Raw genomic sequence first — 19518 nt, 5'->3', positions numbered from 1 at the left:
ACGTGCCCGTTGCCCCGATCCCCGCGAACGAGCTGCTCATCTTCCTGCTTCAGGTCGGCCTGCTCCTGCTGCTCGCCTCGTCGTTCGGGCGGCTGGCCACCCGGCTCGGCCTGCCCGCCGTCGTCGGAGAGCTCTCCGTCGGCGTACTTCTCGGGCCATCGGTCCTCGCCCACCTCGCGCCGTCCCTGTCGAGCTGGCTGTTTCCCGCGCGCGTCGAGCAGTTCCACCTGCTCGACGCGGTCGGCCAGATCGGCGTGCTACTGCTCGTCGGCATCACCGGCATACACATGGACATGGGTATGGTCCGCCGGCGAGGTGCGGCCGCGGCCGGGATCAGCATCGGCGGTCTGGTCGTACCGCTCGGCTTCGGCATCGCCGTCGGCCTCGCGCTCAGCGGGTCGCTGATGCCCGCGGACACCGATCCGGTGGTGTTCGCCTTGTTCATGGGCGTCGCGATGTGCGTCAGCGCGATCCCGGTGATCGCCAAGATCCTGATGGACATGCGGATGCTGCACCGCAACATCGGCCAGCTCGTACTGACGGCCGGAATGGTGGACGACGCCTTCGGCTGGGTGATGCTCTCGATCGTGTCGGCCCTGGCCACCACCGGCCTGCAAACCGGCAACGTGGTCACCTCGGTCGCGAGCATGTTCGCCGTGGTCCTGGCCGCGTTCACTGTCGGCCGGCCGCTGGCCCGCGCCGGTTTCCGATTCGCCGCCCGCACGGCGGATTCCGGACCTACGGTCGCGATCGCCGCGACGATGATCCTGCTGGGTGGCGTCGGCACCCACGCCCTTGGTCTGGAGGCGGTGTTCGGGGCGTTCGTCTGTGGCATCCTGATCGGGTCGGCGATCGGTCCCGGCCGCCCCCACCTGGCGCCGCTGCGGACCGTGGTCGTATCGGTGCTCGCGCCGATCTTCTTCGCCACCGCCGGGCTGCGGATGGATCTGACGTCGCTGGGCGAGCCGGATGTGCTTGTGGCGGGGCTGCTTCTCGTGGTGGTCGCGATCCTGGGCAAGTTCGCCGGCGCCTACCTGGGCGCCCGGATCAGCCGCCTCAACCATTGGGAGGGGTTGGCGCTCGGCGCCGGCCTCAACGCCCGGGGTGTCATCGGCGTGGTTGTGGCCATGGTCGGCCTACAACTGGGCATCCTTTCGGTGCAGGCGTACACGATCGTGGTCCTGGTCGCTATCGTCACCTCGCTGATGGCACCGCCGATTCTGCGTCTGACGATGGCCCGCATCGAGCAGACCGCGGAGGAGGAGCTGCGAGAGAACAGCTATCTCCAGGACGCCGCCCCCGCGCGTGTGGCCGATTCACCGACGCAGGTCTGACCCGTGACCGCTTTCCGAGCGCGGGACGTCGCACCCCGCGCGACCTTTGCCGGCATCGAACGCCAAGCGCTGTGCGACCTCCTGGACGAGGTGGGGCCGGCGGTGCCCACCCTGTGCACCGGGTGGAACGCCGCCGACCTCACCGCCCACCTGGTGTTGAGGGAGCGGCGTCCGGAGGCTTCTATCGGCATCCTGGCAAAGCGGTTCGGTGGGTACACCGAGCGGGTGCGCCAGCGCATCCTGGCACGGCACGAGTACTCCCGTCTTGTCGACCTGGTGCGCACCGCGCCGCCGCGGTGGGCGCCGCACCGGTTCGTCCCGCGGCTGGACGCGGCGATGAACACGGTGGAGTTCTTCGTCCACAGCGAGGACGTGCGCCGGGCGCAGCGGGGCTGGCGGGCCCGTCCGATCAGCCATGAGTACGAGGCGGAGCTGTGGAGGAGGCTGTCCGGGGGAGCCCGGTTTCTGCTGCGGTCCGCCCCGGTGACCGTCGTCCTGGCCAGCCCGGCCGGGCGGCTACGCGGCGGGTCGGTCCGTGCCGGCACCACCGTCACCGTGCACGGGCCGCCGTCGGAGCTGCTGCTGTTCGCATGCGGTCGGCAGAGCCACGCCGACGTCGAGTTCGAGGGCCCGGAGTGGGCTGCCGCCGCCGTGCGGGACGCCCGGTTCGGCATCTGAACGCCGCGCCGGCTTCAAGCCAGTGCTTTCAGGCCGGCGGGCAGGTCGGACCGGCGGGTCACGTCGAGCTTGCGGTATGCCCGCGTCAGGTGCTGTTCCACGGTGCTCACCGTGATCCACAACTTCTCGGCGATCTCGCGGTTGCTGTAGCCCAGCGCCGCGAGAACGGCCACGCGGCGCTCGGCGTCGCTGAGCGTGGCAGCGTGTCGCGCCACGTCGGCATCGTGGGTGGCGGGCGGCGTGGGAAGTGGCGTGATCACCTGTGCCTCGGCCGATTCCGGCGTCACCACCCGGGCGCGACGGGCGATAGTCGCCGCGCGGCGGTACTCGCCGAGCGCACGGTACGCCTGGGCGAGGTCGTGTAGGGCCTGGGCCATCTCGTACCGATCGCCACCGGCTTGCGACAGGTCGGTGGCGCGGTGCAAGAGGACGGGACGCTGATGCGGTTCGCGGGTCGCGGCCAGCAGGCGAAGGGTACGGCCCTCCGCACGCGGCGACGCCGGACCGCAGCGCGTCAGCTGGGCCTCGAGAAGCGGGCGCGCATCCTCCGGCCTACCCATCCGCAGGTACGCCTCGGCGGCATCGGCCCGCCACGGCACGAACGCCGGCATGTCCATCCGCCACTGGCCCATCAGCTCGCCGCAGAGCCGGAAGTCACGCAGCGCCAGCGGCCCGTTGCCGGTCGCCAGGCTGTGCCGGCCTCGGGCGTGCAGGTACTGAAGGCCGAACCTGGTCTCGAACATGGCCTCCGGTACCGGCAGCCCAAGCTGGTCGGCGGCGGCCTCGTGCTGTCCTGTCGCGGTGTAGGCAACGATCAGCGTGCTGAGCGGTTCGGCGATCGCGACGCCCCACCCGGCCGGGGGGACCAAGGCCAGCGCGGTCCGGGCCTGGCGCTCGGCGGTAGCCATGTCGCCGCGGCGCACGGCGATCTCGCTACGGATCCCGGCCAGCCGGGCGCTCCAGTTGGGCGCGCGCTCCGCGTCGACCATGGCGGTGACGGCCTCCCACCAGGCCTGGGCCTGTTCCAGGCGGTCGCCGTAGGTGAGCGAATGCAGCGTCCACACGATCGCGTCGAAGGAGATGACGTCCGGGCGGCAGCCGCGCAGGATCTGGTCAGCGCGTGCGGTGAGGTCACTCCGGTCACCGCCGGTCAGGACGTCTGCGAGCAGCTTCGCCGCGTCCAGCCGCCGTAGGGCCGCGACCGATGTGGTCGCCCGGTTGTCCTGGCCGGCCGGCAGCTCGTGCAGCCTGGGGGAGACCTCGAGCGGGTGGGTGCAGCGCATCCAGTCGCGCAGCACGACGACCTCGTGCGCCGTGCACTCGTGCTCGACCTCCGACCGGAGGACCGTGTCGAGCACCTTGCGGGCCTGGTCCGACTGGCCGTGCCAGAGCAGCGCGCGCACGAGGGCGACGGCGTATCCACCGGTCATGACGCCGCGTCGGGCCGCCTCGGCGAGCTCGTCGAGGCGGTCGACGGCGACGGCAGGGTTCAGACACCATTCCGCCCGTACCAGCTTGATGGTGATCTCGTTGCGGCGCCGGTCGTCGGCACAGCCGGAGAGCGCCTGGCGCAGGTACGCGATCGCCCGGTCGGCCCGGCCCTCGCACAGCGCGTGAGCGGCGGCGTCCTCCAGCACCGTCATGCCCCATCCGGGGGTTTCCCGGCCGGCGTGCGTCAGGTGCTCGGCGACGACGCCGGTCGACATGCCCCGCCGGTGCGTGACCTCGGCGGCGGCTCGGTGCAGGTCCCCGCACTCTTCGGCGCTCATGTCCCCTAGCACGGCACCGCGCGCGGCCTCGGCGCGAAAGGTCCCGCCGGCGGTGACGCCCGCGGCCGCCAGGGCGTGCAGGCTGCGGGCCAGTTGGTCGCCACGAAGATCGACCAGGTCGCCGAGCCCGTCCTCGCCGCCCAGGACTGCCAGACCGCGGGCCACCTTGATCACCTGCTCGCCGCCGCGATGCACGCAGGAGAGGACGGCCTGCCCGTACCTGGCGGCGGCGATCGCCACCGCGGCGGCCGACCGGTCATCGTCCGTAGCCCGAAGGCGGTCCCGGTGATCCTCGGCCAGTGCGGCGACGAGCAGCGGATTGCCGCCGCTGAGCCGCAACCAGGGCAGGTGCAGCCGTTCGCCGGCCTCGCGCCCAGCGAGGTCGCACGCCAGGTCACGCACGCCCTTTTTCGACAGCGGCGCGAGGTGCACGGTGTGGCAGTCCGACTGCCGGGCCAGGTCGGCGGCGACGCCGTGCTCGGCATACCCGCCCCGGTCCGTGTGGCTGACGACTAGGGCGATACGAGCGAAATGGACCCGACGCGCCAGAAACAGCAACGCGCGGCGGGACTCCGCATCGGTGTGCTCGACGTCGTCGACGCTGATCAGCAGGGGCTGGTCGGCGGACAACTCCAGCAGCGCGGTACACATCGCGTCGAGCGCCGGTAGGTCGACCCGCACCGCGGACCGCGAGACGGGCCGAAGGTCGGCAGCGCCGCCAGGCACGGCCAGCGCCAGCGAGGCGACCGATGCCCGTTCGTCACGTCCGACAGCGACGGCCCGGACCAGCTGGGAGAGTACGCCCGAGGGCAACTCCCGCTCGGCGGGTGCGGCGGTCGCGGAGACCACGACGGCACCCAGTTCCTCCCCGCGTCGGTGGAACGCGTGCAGCAACGCGCTCTTGCCGAGGGCGGTCGCGCCCTTCACCACAATGACGCCGCCCTGCCCCGACGATGCCCCCCGCATCACTTGGTCGAACAGCCGTAGTGCATCTTGTCGATCGATGAGGTTCACAATCAGCCTCCCCGGTGGCTGAAGGTGTGGTAGACCGTGCCGACCCTATGACTGTCATCATTCGAGGCGCTATTCGTCGCTTATCCGCTGACCGTGCGGCGCCGTCCGTAGGACCCCGTCGCCGGTCGTGACCAGGGAAATACGCCCTGTTGTAAATTTGGCGTGTCGGATTCGCGTGTTTGGCTCATGTCTCGTAAGGCGTGGCCCTCAGAATATAATGGATCTTTCCGGCTACAACCGGCGAGCCGGGCAGAGTCGGACAAAGAGTGCGCGACCGATGGGCACGCGGATCTTCCGATCTTGCTGGTGTCGAGGCCGGACCTTAGGGGACAAAGGGTCCTCATCAGAGAAGAACATGGTTTGACGGTTCAATTCCGGGCCCGTGCGATGCGTATTGCTTTGGGACGTCGAGCCTATCGTGCAGATTACCCGAGCCGGATGCATCTCAGCCCGTCGGGTCAGTTGGCTCGACCGGATCAAGACACCGTCGCCACTGGCATGAAGAGACCACTTCCGAGCAGCGAAGAAGCGCGCAAAAAATAGCTACCAACGGCGGCTGTTGCTCATCCCCGGCAGGATGCAAACCGCCGCGCGGATATGTCTCTAATACTTTCGAGGAAATAGTCGCATTTCGCCGAAAGCTCCACCGGCGTCTTGAGCCCTTAATCGAGTTGCTTACCCGGATCCGATCCCCGGTCCGAGCCCGCCGCGGACCGCAATGCCGATCCGCATCATGCGTGCCCACGCTCGCGCCGAGCGTGCGGCCGATCGATCGCTCTTGAAGTAGGGAGGTGACCTCGATGAAGAAGCTTTCCGTCCGCCGGCTCGAGCCGGTGAAGACCAGTGCCGCTGCGGCTTGCCCCGCGGAGGCGTAACAGGTCGACCGAAGGTCTGCGGGGGTCGGGGATTTCGCCCGGCCCCCGCACGATCGCCGCCACGGGGGCACGAAGAAGGAAATGGCGCAGGGGGAGAGAAGATGGCCGGGTATACACCTGACTCGCTCGTGACCGTTCGTCCGTTCAACCATCGGACCGAAGGCGACACGGTCATCCTCGGGGACGTCGATCGTCACGTGTTCGTGGCCATCCCGGCCGAGGGACTGGACATCGTCGAAGCGCTGGCCGACGGCAAGACGGTCGGCCAGGCGGCTCGCCTGTACGAAGAGAAGTACCACGAGACCGCCGACATCGAGGACTTCCTCGACGCCCTCGAAAAGGAAGGCTTCATCGGCGAAGCGTCGGCCGTGGCGGCCGGCAAGACCCCGGAGGTCCGGCAGGCCCACTGGCGCTGGCGGTTCGAATGGCTCTCCCCACGGGCCGCGCAGCGGCTGGTGAGCTGGCCGGTGCTGGTAGCGAGCGGCCTGCTCGTCGCGGTGAGCGTAGCCATGGTCGTCGACGACCCGAGCGTGCTCCCCAAGGCCGGCAACGCGCTGCTCTTTCCGCAGCATTTCGCGGCGCTGACCTGGGCCTGGATCTTCTTCGCCATGCTCGGCCTGTTTCTGCACGAACTGGGCCACCTGGTCGCCGCCCGGGCATCCGGTGTACCCGCGGGCATCGGCGTCGGCAACCAACTCTGGGTGCTGGTGGCGCAGACCGACATGACCGCCATCTGGATGAAGCCGAGGCGCCAGCGCTATCTGGCCTTCGCGATCGGCATGGGAGTGGACGCTGTCCTGGCCGCCCTTCTGGTGGTCTTCATCTGGTCCGCCCATCGCGGCTGGATCAGCGCGCCCGAGTGGGCGGTCCTCCTGGCGACCGCTGTACTCCTCACCCCACTGGCGCGCATCATCTGGCAGTTCTTCTTCTTCCTGCGCACCGACATCTACTACATCATCGCCACGGCCTTCCACTGCAAGAACCTGATGGGCGACACCGACGACTACCTGCGCAACCGGTGGGCCCGGCTGCGCGGGTCCGGGCACCAGGTCGACCAGTCCGGGATCCCCGCCCGCGAGATGCGGATCATCCGGCGGTACGCGCTGCTCTGGTTCTTCGGACGGGTCGTGTCGATCGCGTCCTACGTGCTCATCCTGCTGCCCGTCATGTGGGGCTACGCCTACCAGTTCATCCTGTTGCTGACCGGCAAAGAGACGCAGTTCAGCTCCTTCGACTTCGCCACGGTCGGCATCCTCGTCCTGCTCATCAACGGCGGCGGTCTGATGATGTGGCTGCGCGGCATGTACCGCGGCGGGCGAGCGCGGCACCGCCAGGACCGCGCGCGGCGCGCCGACGAGGCGACGCAGGCCCCCGAGCCGGCAGGCGTCGCCTAGCGATCCGCCACCGCCACGTACGCACGTGCGAGCGCGCCGTCGCCCCTCGGCCGGCCAGACCGGAACGAGGATCGCGACGGCGCGCCGCGCTTGGCATGAACTGGCCACTTACGCGCTGGACAGCAATCGGGAGATCGTAGTTCAACCCCATGATTGAGTAGAGGGCCAAACGTGACCGATGACCGGTGGTCCGGCAAGGGAAACGATCGCGTCGCCGTGGTGGGTATCGGCTGCCGGCTTCCTGGCGCGCGCGACCACCACGAGTTCTACGCCAACCTGCGGCAGGGCGTCTGCTCCGTCCGCGAGATCACCGCGGACCGGTGGGATGTCGATGAGTTCTACTCGCCGGACATCACGGTGCCCAACCGCAGCATTAGCAAGTGGTGTGGCCTGATCGACTCTCCCTACGCGTTCGACCACGCGTTCTTCCACATCTCGCCGCGTGAGGCGGAGCTGATGGATCCACAGCAACGACTGTTGCTGGAGCAGGGCTGGCGGTGCGTCGAGGACTCCGGCACCCGGATGGCAGACCTGCGCCGCGCGCGTACTTCCGTGTTCGTCGGAGTGATGGGCCGCGACCACCTCCAAGCCGTCTCGGACCCCACCGCGCCGGTGGAGAGCCATTCTGCGGTAGGCGCCTACGACAGCATGCTGGCGAACCGCGTCTCTCATGCCCTCGGCCTACGCGGGGCGAGCCTGTCCGTCGACGCCGCCTGTGCCTCCTCGCTGGTAGCCATCCATCTCGGTGTGCGGGCCCTGCTCGACGACGAGGCGGACTACGTGCTGGCCGGTGGTGTCAGCCTGAATCTGCACCCCTGGAAGTACATCTCCTTCTCCAAGGCCCGCATGCTCAGTCCCCGCGGTCTATGCCGGACCTTCGACCGGACCGCGGACGGCTACGTTCCAGGCGACGGGGCAGCCATGGTGCTGCTTCGCCGGCTCGGCGACGCCGAACGCGACGGCGACCACATCTACGGCCTTGTCGCGGGGTCCGCCGTCAACCACGGCGGGCGGCGGCCCACCATCACCGCGCCCACAGTGGAGTCTCAGCGCGAGGCCGTCCAGACGGCGCTGGCTCGGGCCGCATTCGATCCGTCGAGCGTCAGCTACGTGGAAGCACACGGCACCGGCACGTCGCTCGGCGATCCCGTCGAGGTACAGGCGTTACGGCAGGTGTTCGAGTCACCCTCGTTCGGCGGCCCCTGGTGCACGCTCGGTTCGGTGAAGCCGAACATAGGCCATCTCGAGGCCGCCGCGGGCATCGCCGGTCTCGTCAAGGTGTTGATGATGCTACAGGGACGCCGGATCCCGCCGAGCATCCACGTCGACGCACCGAACCCGCTCATCGACCTGTCCACGGGCCCGTTCCGGCTCGCGACATCGGAACAGCCGTGGGTGACCCACCGCGGATCCGGCCCGTTGCGCGGCGGCGTCAGCTCGTTCGGCATGGGCGGGGTCAACGCCCATGTCTGCGTGGAGGAGTACCGGCCGCCCGGCACGCGCGGCGGACCCGCCTCGCCCTCAAGCCGCTACCCTTTGCTGCTGTCCGCCCGGACGCCACAGGCACTCGACCGGCTGATCGAGCGGTGGCGCGAGCCTTCGCAGCGGTCGCGGACCGCGGACCCCGCGGACATCTGCGGCACGCTGGCGCGCGGCCGGGAACACTTCGCCGTCCGTGTGGGCGCCCTCGTCAAAAGCCGGGACGACATCGCCGCGGTGCTGGCCGACGTCCGCGCCGAGGCCGCCAACGAGCCGACTACGGCGTGGTGGATACGCGTCGGCCCATCGCCCGTCGAGCCACCCACGCGGCGGTGGAACGAGTTGCTCGACGGCGGCCCCTTGGCCGACGTCACACGATCTACTGTGGACGAGTCGCCCGCGCTCGCGCCAATCCTGCACCGGCTCGCGCACGGCCAGTGGGGAGCCGGCGAGGCATGCCTGTTCACCTACTTCGTCCTGCGGTTCTTCCTGCGGATGGGGCTGCGCCCGCAGGCCCTGACCGCGACCGGTCCCGGACTGTGGCCCGCGCTGGCCGCCGCGGGCGCGCTCGCCCCGCGTGCAGCGGTCGACCTGGCGACCGGCTCGGCCGCGCCGCTCGAGCTCCAGGCCCCCGCCCTCGTATTTCGCGGCCCGAGCCCGGAGCAGGCCATCCGACCATCCACGATGGACGAGGCGTACCTCGGCGACCTTCTCGGCGACGCGCGGGTGACGCCGGCAGAGTTCGCGACTTTGCGGGATCGGGCTGCGGCGCTGGTGGAGCAGCACACGTATCGCGCCAATCTCCAAGAATGGCACCAGGCGTGGGAAGCGCGCGGCCTTGGCCGCCTTCGGCTGCCGCTGGACGGGCGGGCGCTGGCCGCGGTGTCCACCGGTCAGGCACTGGACACCCTGATCCGGGTGCTGGCCATGCACCACGCGCTGGACCGGCTCAACCGCAAGTGGTCGCTGCCGCGACTCCTGCTGGTCGGCGATCCGCGCGTACGCGAACTGCTCGATCTGCTTCTGGACGGCCTCTGCCTTCCCGAGGAGCTCCTCGCCTTCGCCTACGGCGGCACGGACGAACAACGATCCGCGGCCGGGTCCGCACAGCGCCGTGCCGACAAGATGAGCGTGGATCTGCACCGGTACCCGATCCTCGCGCGGCACTCCGGCGACCGCGCCGGGTCCAGCGCGACGGCGGCCTGGGTCGACCGCCTTCGGGACCCGGAAGCCGTCCTGCCGGCGCCCCCCGACGGCATGGGCGTGCTCGACATCGCGGGCGCGCGTGCCGCACCGTCCACACGGCGGGCCATCACGGTCACCACCGCGTCGGTCACGACCGATCGAGCCGCCCAGCCACTGCTCGATCTGTGGCTGGCCGGTGTCGACATCGACTGGGACATGTACTGGTCCGACCGCCCGGTCAGCAAACTGTCCTTGCCGGCGTATGAGTTCGACCGCATCGAACACCGCACGCCACGAAGGTTGCCGCGCGCCACGGCCGCAGGCGCCGAACCGGTCGAAGTGACCGCTCGCTGGACGCGTGTCGACGAGCACGGCCTCGATCATGTCGCCGATCCGGCGGCACCGGTCCTGGTCGTCACCCCCGCCGGCGGCGCCGGAGTCGAGCAGGCGGCCGCGCTCGGGTTGGGCACAGAGCCGATCCTCATGACAGTCGACGCCCTGGCCGATGTGGACCGGCCGCCACACCGGATCGTGCTGCTCGCGCCTGAAGTGTCGACCGGCGACGATGAGGCAGACGAGGATGGAATGGCGTCCACCATCCTGCTGATGCGGACGCTGCTGAGGCTGGCAGACGAGGCGCCGATACGCGTGCTGCTCGCCCAACCACGCGGCGCCCGGCAACCACGGCCGGAGTGGACGTCCTTCACCGGTCTGGCGGCGTGTCTGGCGCATGAGACCAGCCGTTTGCGACTCACCTGCGTCCTTGCCGACAGCGCCGCGGACGACCCAGCGATGTGGTCTGCCTTGCGGACGGAGTTTGGTCAGACCGACACCCCCTTCCTCGTGCGCTACGAAAGCGGCCGGCGACAGATACGTGAGTACCAGCCGGCGCCGACCGGCACGGCGCCGCGATCCGAGCTGGCGCATACCGGCGTCCGTCGCGACGGCGTGTACCTGATCACCGGTGGCGCGGGCGGGCTGGGCCGCAAGCTGGCCGCACACCTGCTCGCCGTGCCGGGCGTGCGGGTGGCGCTCGCCGGCCGGTCGCCAGCACCACCCGATCTGGTGCCCACCGTCGCCGCTGAAGCCGGCACCGACGCGCAACGGCTGCTCTACCACCAGACTGACGTCACCCTTCAAGATCAGGTCGAGGAACTTCTCCGCACTGTCTGGGCGGCGTTCGGACCACTCAACGGGGTGTTCCACGCCGCGGGCGCCTTGCGCGACCGGTTGCTGAAGGACAAGAGCCCGCAGGACGTGCATACCGTCCTCGCGCCCAAAGTGCGGGGCACACGCAACCTCGACCATGCCACCCGTCACGAGCCGCTCGACTTCTTCGCCCTCTTCTCGTCCGTGGTGTCCGTCATCGGCAATGCGGGGCAGGCAGACTACGCGGTCGCCAATGCCTTCCTCGGCGAGTTCGCCGAACAGCGGGAGTCGTGGCGGGCCGCCGGGCGGCGCACCGGGACGACCGTGGCGGTGGACTGGCCGCTGTGGGACGGCGGCGGAATGCGCGTGCCAGAGATCGGGGCGAGCGTGTTCCGTCCGGTCACCGGGCTGTCCGCCATGCCGGTCGACGTCGGGCTGCGCCTGCTCGACGACGCGCTTCGCGGCGGAGGCCGGCGCACCTACCTGTTCGGCGACCGGGAACGCGCCGTGCGCCTGCTCGCCGGCCAGGTGCGGCCGTCCGCGTCCGCGGAAGCGGGTGCCGCCCCGGCCACCACGCGCGAGCAGGCCCTGGCCTTCTTGCGGTCGCTGTTCGCCGAGCTCCTGCACGTCCCGCCCGACGATCTCGACAGCGACCTGCCGTTCGACCAGTACGGCGTCGACTCGATCTTCGTGGCCCAGGCCAACACCCGGCTGGAACGGGACTGGGGACCGGTGCCCCACACGCTGCTGTTCGAGTGCCGCACGCTCGACCAGGTGGCGGATCGCCTCGCCCGGCCGCGCTCCAGCCGATCGGCGGATCCACCGGTGAGGCCCGGTCGCCCCGCGGCCGGTATCCCGGCGGCCGACCAGCCCACCGGCAGTGCGGTCGCCGTCATCGGAATGGCCGGGCGCTACCCGATGGCGCCGGACGTGGCGGCCTTCTGGCGCCAGCTGTCCGCCGGACAGGACTGCGTCTCCGAGATCCCTCCCGCCCGTTGGGACCGGTGGCGACACGGCCTCGCCGTACCGGCGGACCCAGCCGACAACGGCATCCACCGCCTGCGTGGCGGATTCCTGGATGACGTCGACAGCTTCGATCCGCTGTTCTTCAACATCTCGCCCCGGGAAGCGGAGGTGATGGACCCGCAGGAGAGGCTGTTTCTGGAGACCGCCTGGCACACGTTCGAGGACGCCGGATGGCCGCCGCATCGGCTCGGCAACCCGAACCGGCACGGCGACCGCGCGGTAGGCGTCTTCGTCGGAGTCACCACGCAGAGCTACCTGCTGTGGGGGCCGGACCAGAGCCGCGCCGGACATGCCGCGATCCCCACGTCGACTCCGTGGTCCATCGCCAACCGGGTGTCCCACTGCTTCGACCTGCACGGGCCGAGCATGCCGGTCGACGCCGCCTGCGCGTCGTCGCTCAGTGCGGTCCACCTCGCGTGCGAGAGCCTCGCCCGGGGCGAGTGCCGCATGGCCCTCGCCGGCGGCGTCAACCTCTACCTGCACCCCGTCAAGTACGAGCGGCTGCGCCAGCGACAGATGCTCGCACCGCAGGGACGCCGCCACGCCTTCGGTGACCAGACCAACGGGTTCGTGCCGGGAGAGGGCGTCGGCGCCGTCCTCCTCAAGCCACTGCACGCGGCGCTGGCTGACGGCGACAAGATCCTGGGCGTCATCCGCGGCACCGCCGTCAATCACGGCGGCCGGACCAACAGCTCTGCCGCGCCCGGCCCTTCCGCACAGGCCGAGCTGATGCGGTCGGCGCTGCGTCGTGCCGGCATCGCGCCTGGCGGCGTCACCTATGTCGAGGCCCACGGCACCGGGACGGCGCTGGGCGACCCGATCGAGATCGCCGGCCTGGCCCAGGCGTACGGTGCCGCTCCGGAGGGCGCACCGGCGGCGGACGGCGCGGTCGGGGAGTGCGCCATCGGCTCGGTGACGACCAACATCGGCCACCTCGAATCGGCTGCCGGGATCGCGGGACTCACCAAGGTGCTATTGCAGTTGCGCCATCGCGCGCTCGCGCCGTCTCTACATGCGGAGGGGCCGAACCCGCGCATCGACCTCACCGCCTCGCGCCTACGACTCCAACGGACGCTGGCGGCGTGGCCGGCTTCCGCCGCCGCGGGCAGCGACGGTGAACGCCTGCCGCGCCGAGCCGGCATCAGCTCGTTCGGCGCCGGTGGTGTCAACGCCCACGCGATCGTCGAGGAGTTTTCGACCACCGAGCCGCCACCGCATGACGTCCCTGGCGAGCACCTCGTGACCGTCTCCGCGCACGACGCGGAGCGGCTACGTGCACACTGTGCCGGCCTCGCGGCGTCGCTTCGCGGCCGGTCCGACGTCACCCTGGCCGAGGCCGCCCACCAACTCCAGGTGCGGCGGGAGCCGCTACGCGAACGCTGCGCGGTCCTCGTCACCAGCCTGGCGAAGCTGGTCGAAATCTTGGACGCCATCGCCGCGGGCCAGCCGCCAGGGGACCACTGTTGGCGTACCGACCCGGCATCTCGACGGCGTCGTAACGCCGAGAACTACGACCAACAGGTGGCGCGGGCTCTGGCCGAGCGCGACCTGGCCGTTCTAGCCGCTTTCTGGGTCGCCGGTGCCGCCGTCACGTGGGAGGCCTTGTACCCGGCGCCGTTGCGCCACGTCGACTTGCCGGGGTATCCCTTCGGGGCGGAGCGCTACTGGCTGCCGCCGGCGGCCGCGTAGCCGCGCATGGGTTAGTCGCCCTCGGCGGCCGGTTCGACGGACATTTGGGGTGCGAAGGAAACGGTGGGGCCAGGCCCGAGCTGGAGGCGGTAGCCCATGCCCGGCTCGGTGAGCAGGTGCTGAGGGTGGGCGGGATCGGCTTCGAGTTTTCGGCGCAGCTGAGCCATGTACTGGCGCAGATACTGGGTTTCGTTCACGAACTTGGGTCCCCACACCTGTTCCAGTAACTGGCGCTGGCCGACCAGCGCGCCAGGCTGCCGGGCGAGGATCTCCAGCAGGTGCCACTCGGTGGGGGTTAGCCGAACCTGAGTGCCGTCAGCGCCCCGGACGAGCCGAGCGGCCAGGTCGACCGTATACGAGTCGAGCTGAAGGGTCGGCGATGCCGCGGATGTGCTGGTGCGGCGGCTGGCCGCGCGAATGCGGGCGAGCAGCTCGTCCAGGCCGAAGGGTTTGGTGACGTAGTCGTCGGCGCCGGCATCGAGGGCGTCGACCTTGTCGGCACTGCCGCTGCGTCCCGACAGCACGATGATCGGCGCGTTGTTCCATCCACGCAGGTCGCGGACGACCTCGACGCCGTCGCGGTCGGGCAGGCCGAGGTCGAGCACGATCAGGTCGGGCCTGCCGGCGGCGGCCGCATGGAGGGCGGCGTCGGCGTCGGCGACAGTGTCGACGTCGTAGCCGCGGGCCCGCAGGTTGATCCGGAGTGTTCGCAGGATCTGCGGGTCGTCGTCGACGACCAGGATGCGGCTCACACCTGCTCCGTCCCGGTACGGCTGGGGTGGTGTTGGCGTCCGACGATAGTCCGGTCGGCCAATGCCGTGGGGTGCGTTGCGCGCGCGGCCGACGGCGGCCGCGCGGCGGGCAGAGTGAGCACCATGGTAAGGCCGCCTCCCGGGGTGGTTTCCGGTGTGAGCGAGCCGCCCATCGCTTCGGCGAGGCCGCGGGACAGGGCTAGTCCGAGGCCGACACCGGTGCCGTTGGAACGGTCGCCGAGTCGTTGGAACGGCTGGAACACCCGGTCCCGGTGTTCTTCGGGGATGCCTGGGCCGTGGTCGATGACCCGCAGCTCGACCTGGCCGTCGCGGTCGCTGCCGGTGATGATCGGAAGCTTTCCAGGCGAACTGAACCGCAGTGCGTTGCCTATGACGTTGACCAAGATGCGTTGCAACAGGCCGGGATCGGCGGTGACCGTGGCAAGGTCGTCCGGGATACGCACACGGACGAGCCGGCCAGGTTCGCCGATCTCGTCCAGCGCCGTGGGAACAGCGTCCTCCAGCCCTACCGCGGTGGCGAAGACGCCCAGGGCGCCAGCCTGTAGACGGCTCATGTCGAGCAGGTTCTCGATCAGTCGGCGCAGGCGTTCGTGCGACTCGGCGGCAGTGGCCAGCAGTTCCTTCTGGTCCTCAGTGGAGAATTCGACGTCGCGGCTGCGCAGGCTCGCCACCGCGGCCATCGCGGAGGCCAGCGGGGTCCGCAGGTCGTGGCTCACGGCGGCGAGCAGCGCGGTGCGCATCTTGTCGGCCTCTTCCAGCGGACGGGCTTTGGCGGCCTCGGCGGCCAGGCGTTCCTGGCGTAGGGCAAGAGCGGCCTGAGCGGCGAACGCCTCGACGATGCGGCGGTCGCTAGCCGGCAGTGCCCGCCCGCACAGCACCAGGGCGAGGTCGTCGTCGACCGGTACGGTGGCGTCGCCCTGCCCCGGTGCCTGGCAGGGTGGGCCGCCCACGGTGGCAGCGATCCGCCACGCGTCGCGGGCCTGCTGGTCCGGCGCGTCCGACCAACCGGGCACGCGCTCGAGAACGGTTACCGAGGCCAGGCCGAAGGTTTCCCGGAGCCGTTCCAGTAGGGCGGTCAGGGGCCGCGTGCCGCGTAGCACGCTGCCGGCGACGGCGGCCAGCGTCGAGGCGTCAGCCGAGGCTGCGGCGGCCTCCCGGGTGCGTCGGGCGGCGACGTCGACCACCGTGGCCACCGCGACGGCGACGACGAGAAAGACGAGCAGAGCCAGCAGGTGTTCGCTGTTGGCGATGTCGAAGGCGTCGAACGGCTCGGTGAAGTAGAAGTTCAGCAGCAGGAAGCCGATCACGGCGGCGGCCACCGCCGGCCACCGGCCACCCACGAGCGCCACGGCGACCACAGTGGCCAGCACGAGCAGCACATTGCTGGACAGCGAGAGGTCGTCCCGCAGCGGATACAGGACGGCGGTAAGCATCGGCAGCCCCAGCACGGTGAGCGCGAAGCCGGCGAGCTGGCGTGACCGCGACACGGGGCTACGGGCTGCCAGACGCAGTCGGCCCCGTCCGACCTGTTCGTGGATGACAAGATGCACGTCGATCGGCCCGGACAGGTTGGTGGTGGTGACACCGACGCCGGGGGAGAGAATCTGCGCCAGCCGGCCGCGCCGAGACGCGCCGAGCACGAGCTGGGTGGCGTCGACGCCGCGGGCGAAGTCGATCAGTGCGGCGGGTACGCGATCGCCGGTGACCTGGTGGTAAGTGCCGCCGAGGCTCTCGACCAGCACCCGCTGCCGGGCTAGCGAAGCGGGGTCGGCGCCGGTCAGGCCGTCGGCGCGGGCCACGTGGACGGCCATCACCTCTGCGCCCTTCGTGCGGGCGGCGATGCGGGCAGCCCGGCGGATGAGTGCCTCCCCCTCGGGACCGCCGGTAAGAGCGACGACGAGCCGTTCGCGGGCTCCCCAGGCGCCGCCCACGCCACGTGCTGCTCGGTACGCGTCCAGTTGCTCGTCGACCTGGTCGGCCAGCCACAGAAGCGCCAGCTCGCGCAGCGCTGTGAGGTTGTCGACCCGGAAGTAGCCGCCCAACGCGGCATCAACCTGGTCCGGTGGCAACACGTTGCCGAGCGCGATCCGGCGGCGCAGAACCTCCGGGGTCACGTCGACGAGCTCGACCTGGTCGGCCAACCGGACGAACTTGTCGGGCACGGTCTCCTGCGGGCTAACGTTGGCGATCTGCCACACCGCGTCGTTGAGCGACTCCAGGTGCTGGATATTCACAGTGGATAGCACCGTGATGCCGGCATCCAGCAGCTGCTGGATGTCCTGCCACCGCTTGGTGTTGCGCGAGCCAGGAGCATTGGTGTGTGCCAGCTCGTCAACGACCACCACCTGCGGGCTGCGGCCGACAACGGCGTCCACGTCCATCTCGGCAAAGTTGGTCTCTTGACCACACAGGGTCTTGGGAGGGACCACCTCCAGGCCGCCGACGAGCCGTGCGGTGTCCTCGCGGCCGTACGTCTCCACGAACCCGACCACCACGTCAGTGCCCTGCTCCTTGCACCGGTGAGCCTCACTGAACATGGCGAAGGTCTTCCCGACGCCGGGGGCCGCACCGAGATAGATCCGCAACCGGCCACGCGCCATGGCTCGATTTTGCCGCGCCTGGCAAGCCCGTCGCCGTCCCGTCGATGGCTCGGCGATACAGACAATGCGGAAGTCCCTGCTCGGGGCGCGAGAAACGCGAGAATACGCGTTTCTCGCCAACCACCCCGGCGCTCTTGCGGACGAGACATGACGAGATGTCTGGAGAACCGGCTATCTCGGCTTTGTCACCGGATCCCGCGTGGGGCGTCTCTGGGCTTTCCAGCGGTCGATGAGTGCGGGTAGCTCACGGAACATGAAGGCGTAGAAGTCCCGCATCTCGGTGAGGCGGTGGGCGGCCGGGCTGTCCGGGCCCGCGGCTTGGATGCCGCGGTCGGCGGCCTCGAACATGGCTTGGACCATGCCGTTCTGTGTGGACATCAACGTGGCCCAGGCGCCGTCGCGCAGGCGGTAGTGCTCGCGGCGGCTACCCGGCGCCGGTACCCGCTCGATCAGTCCGACGGTGGAGAGCATCTTGATTGCCCCGGAGACCGAGCCGGAGCTGATCGTCAGCTGCTCGGCGATCTGCGGTGCGGTGAGGCTGGCGGTGTCGGCGAACAGGAACGCGGCCAGTACCCGGGCGGTGGCCTTCTGTAGCCCGCCTTGGGTGAGGGTCAACGCCATCCGCTCCGCGGCGTCGGTGGTGTCCGCCAAAGCTTGCCCCTTATGTTCGAGATCTTGACGACATCCTAACGCCTCCAAGTCTTCAGAGATTTCTGAAGACTTTGATAGATTCATGGCATGGGTGCGATCGAGCTCAACGAGCTCACCAAGACGTACGGCACGCGACGCGGGCTGGCCGGCCTGACGCTGACCGTTGACACCGGCGAGGTGTTCGGCTTCCTCGGCCCCAACGGCGCCGGCAAGACCACCACGATCCGGCTGCTGCTGGATCTGATCCGCCCGACCTCCGGCACAGCCCGCGTGTTCGGCTTGGCGCCCCGCGCGGACGCGATCGAGGTGCACCGGCGGGTCGGCTACCTGCCCGGCGACTTCGTCGTCGACGGCCGGCAACGGGCCGGTGAATGCCTGGCTTTCCTCGCCGCGCTACGCGGTGGCGTACCAGCCGCCCGGATCGCGGCATTGGCCAGTCGGCTCGGCCTGGATCTGCGGGCGCCGGTGAAGAGTCTGTCGAAGGGCAACCGGCAGAAGGTCGGCCTGGTCCAGGCGTTCATGCACGACCCGGAGCTGCTGATCCTGGACGAGCCCACGACCGGCCTCGACCCGCTGGTCCAGCAAACCTTCCTCGACCTGGTGGTCGAGGCCAAGCAGGCGGGGCGGACGGTGTTCATGTCCAGTCACGTCATGAACGAGGTCGAAGCGGTCGCCGACCGGGTAGCGATCATCCGCGAGGGTCGCCTGGTCGCCCTGGACACGGTCACTGACCTGCGCGCCCGCTCCTTCCTGCGGATGTCGATCACGTTCGCCGGCGCATCGCCGGCCGCGGAGTTCGCCGCCCTACCGTGTGTCACCGACCTGGCGGTGGACGGCGCCACACTGTCGTTCCGGATCGACGGCAGCCCGGACCCCGTGGTCAAGGCGGCCGCTCGGCATACCGTCATCGGCCTGCGCGCGAATACCCAGAACCTGGAAGACCTTTTCCACACCATCTACACCGGCGGACAATCCGCCCCCACTTCGACCGCCGTTGCTGGCGGCTGACGAACGGCAGGACGATGACGACCTCGACCACCTCGCGCACGAGCCGGGCCCCGGGCGTCACCGGCATTGGCGGCGCCGTCAACGGCTCGATGTTCACCCGCACGCTGTGGGACAACCGGCGGATCTTCCCGGTCTGGGCCCTCGCCATCGGGCTGCTGGCGATGGCCTACGCGAGCTTCTACCCGCAGGTCACCGCCGACACGATGGCCACCGTGCCGGAGGCGATGCGCGGCTTCGGGTTCGAGGACGCAACCACCCCGGCCGGTTACCTGCGCGGCGCCGTGTTCGGGCTCCTCGTCCCCCTGCTGGTCACCTTCTACGGCGCTGCCACGGGCGCCCGCATGATCTCCGCCGACGAGGAGTCCGGCTACCTCGATCTGCTGCTGGCACACCCGATCAGCCGCACCCGACTGCTCCTACACCGCTTCGCCGCCCTCGCGGTCGGCGCCCTGCTCATCGCGGCCGCGGTCTTCGCCGCGATGCTCGCCGTACGCGACAGCGCCGACCTGGACGCGATCAGCGTCGGCCAGTTCGCCGCACAGGCCCTCAACGTTGCCCTGCTCGGCCTGCTCTTCGGCGCCCTCGCCACCACCATCGGCGCTGCCACCGGCCGCTCCCGAGGCGCCGTTTTCGGCGCCACCAGCGGCCTAGGTGTGCTTGCCTACGCGCTGCACGGGCTGGCCCCGCAAATCGGCGCCGACTGGCTGCGCCACCTCACCCCGTACCACTACTACATCGACCACCAACCACTCACCAACGGCATGCACACCGGCGACACCGCGGTGCTCGCTGGCACCACCCTCGCACTGATCACGGCCGGAGCCTGGCGGCTGAACCACCGAGACCTCGCCCGCTGACAAACCGCTCCCTACGCGGCCGGCGGGGTTGCCGCGG

Annotated in this window: 10 protein-coding genes; 6 read left to right on the top strand and 4 right to left on the bottom strand. The window is 70.1% G+C overall.

Annotated features, from left to right (window positions below):
* Positions 1-2 precede the first annotated feature (2 nt).
* Complete coding sequence (locus AC5L36_RS38845; protein WP_441223687.1) at positions 3-1334, top strand: cation:proton antiporter; 1332 nt, start codon at positions 3-5, stop codon at positions 1332-1334.
* 3 nt (positions 1335-1337) lie between these two features.
* On the top strand, positions 1338-2012 hold the full coding sequence (locus AC5L36_RS38840) for a TIGR03085 family metal-binding protein (protein WP_441223686.1): 675 nt from the start codon (positions 1338-1340) through the stop codon (positions 2010-2012).
* Positions 2013-2026: 14 nt separating this feature from the next.
* Here AC5L36_RS38840 and AC5L36_RS38835 read toward each other — a convergent pair whose 3' ends face one another.
* Positions 2027-4795: an AAA family ATPase gene (locus AC5L36_RS38835; protein ID WP_441223685.1), complete on the bottom strand. Its 2769-nt coding sequence runs from the start codon at positions 4793-4795 to the stop codon at positions 2027-2029.
* 1003 nt (positions 4796-5798) lie between these two features.
* Between AC5L36_RS38835 and AC5L36_RS38830 the strand changes: the two genes are divergently transcribed.
* Positions 5799-7064 carry a zinc metalloprotease gene (locus AC5L36_RS38830; protein WP_441223684.1) on the top strand — a complete coding sequence of 422 codons (1266 nt, stop codon included), beginning with the start codon at positions 5799-5801 and terminating at the stop codon, positions 7062-7064.
* Positions 7065-7235: 171 nt separating this feature from the next.
* A complete protein-coding gene (locus tag AC5L36_RS38825; RefSeq protein WP_441223683.1) occupies positions 7236-13592 on the top strand; it encodes an SDR family NAD(P)-dependent oxidoreductase in 6357 nt (2118 codons plus the stop codon).
* 11 nt (positions 13593-13603) lie between these two features.
* Here AC5L36_RS38825 and AC5L36_RS38820 read toward each other — a convergent pair whose 3' ends face one another.
* The 3 genes from AC5L36_RS38820 to AC5L36_RS38810 all read right to left on the bottom strand — a co-directional run bounded on the left by AC5L36_RS38820 (position 13604) and on the right by AC5L36_RS38810 (position 17616).
* A complete protein-coding gene (locus AC5L36_RS38820; protein WP_441223682.1) occupies positions 13604-14344 on the bottom strand; it encodes a response regulator in 741 nt (246 codons plus the stop codon).
* The gene (locus tag AC5L36_RS38815) at positions 14341-16965 is read right to left on the bottom strand and encodes a sensor histidine kinase (RefSeq protein ID WP_441223681.1); all 2625 of its coding nucleotides are present in this window, start codon (positions 16963-16965) and stop codon (positions 14341-14343) included. Before AC5L36_RS38815 ends, AC5L36_RS38820 begins: the two co-directional genes overlap by 4 nt.
* 171 nt (positions 16966-17136) lie before the next feature.
* On the bottom strand, positions 17137-17616 hold the full coding sequence (locus AC5L36_RS38810) for a GbsR/MarR family transcriptional regulator (protein WP_441223680.1): 480 nt from the start codon (positions 17614-17616) through the stop codon (positions 17137-17139).
* An 87-nt stretch (positions 17617-17703) separates the two neighbouring features.
* On the opposite strand from AC5L36_RS38810, the gene AC5L36_RS38805 reads away from it, so the two are divergent.
* Both AC5L36_RS38805 and AC5L36_RS38800 read left to right on the top strand, forming a co-directional pair.
* Entirely contained in the window at positions 17704-18624 is a 921-nt protein-coding gene (locus AC5L36_RS38805; protein WP_441223679.1) for an ABC transporter ATP-binding protein, read from the top strand.
* Between the two features lie 14 nt (positions 18625-18638).
* Positions 18639-19481 (top strand): efflux permease Rv1217c-related protein, encoded by an 843-nt coding sequence (locus AC5L36_RS38800; RefSeq protein ID WP_441223678.1) that lies wholly within the window; start codon positions 18639-18641, stop codon positions 19479-19481.
* Positions 19482-19518 lie beyond the last annotated feature (37 nt).

The organism is Phytohabitans sp. LZ39 (assembly GCF_059359075.1).
This window is presented reverse-complemented; position numbering and strand designations above follow the sequence as displayed.

Bases quoted from the DNA above. Each gene is read 5' to 3' on its own strand.
- AC5L36_RS38815 (WP_441223681.1), bottom strand. From the start codon at position 16,965: ATGGCGCGTGGCCGGTTGCGGATCTATCTCGGTGCGGCCCCCGGCGTC.
- AC5L36_RS38805 (WP_441223679.1), top strand. From the start codon at position 17,704: ATGGGTGCGATCGAGCTCAACGAGCTCACCAAGACGTACGGCACGCGA.
- AC5L36_RS38800 (WP_441223678.1), top strand. From the start codon at position 18,639: ATGACGACCTCGACCACCTCGCGCACGAGCCGGGCCCCGGGCGTCACC.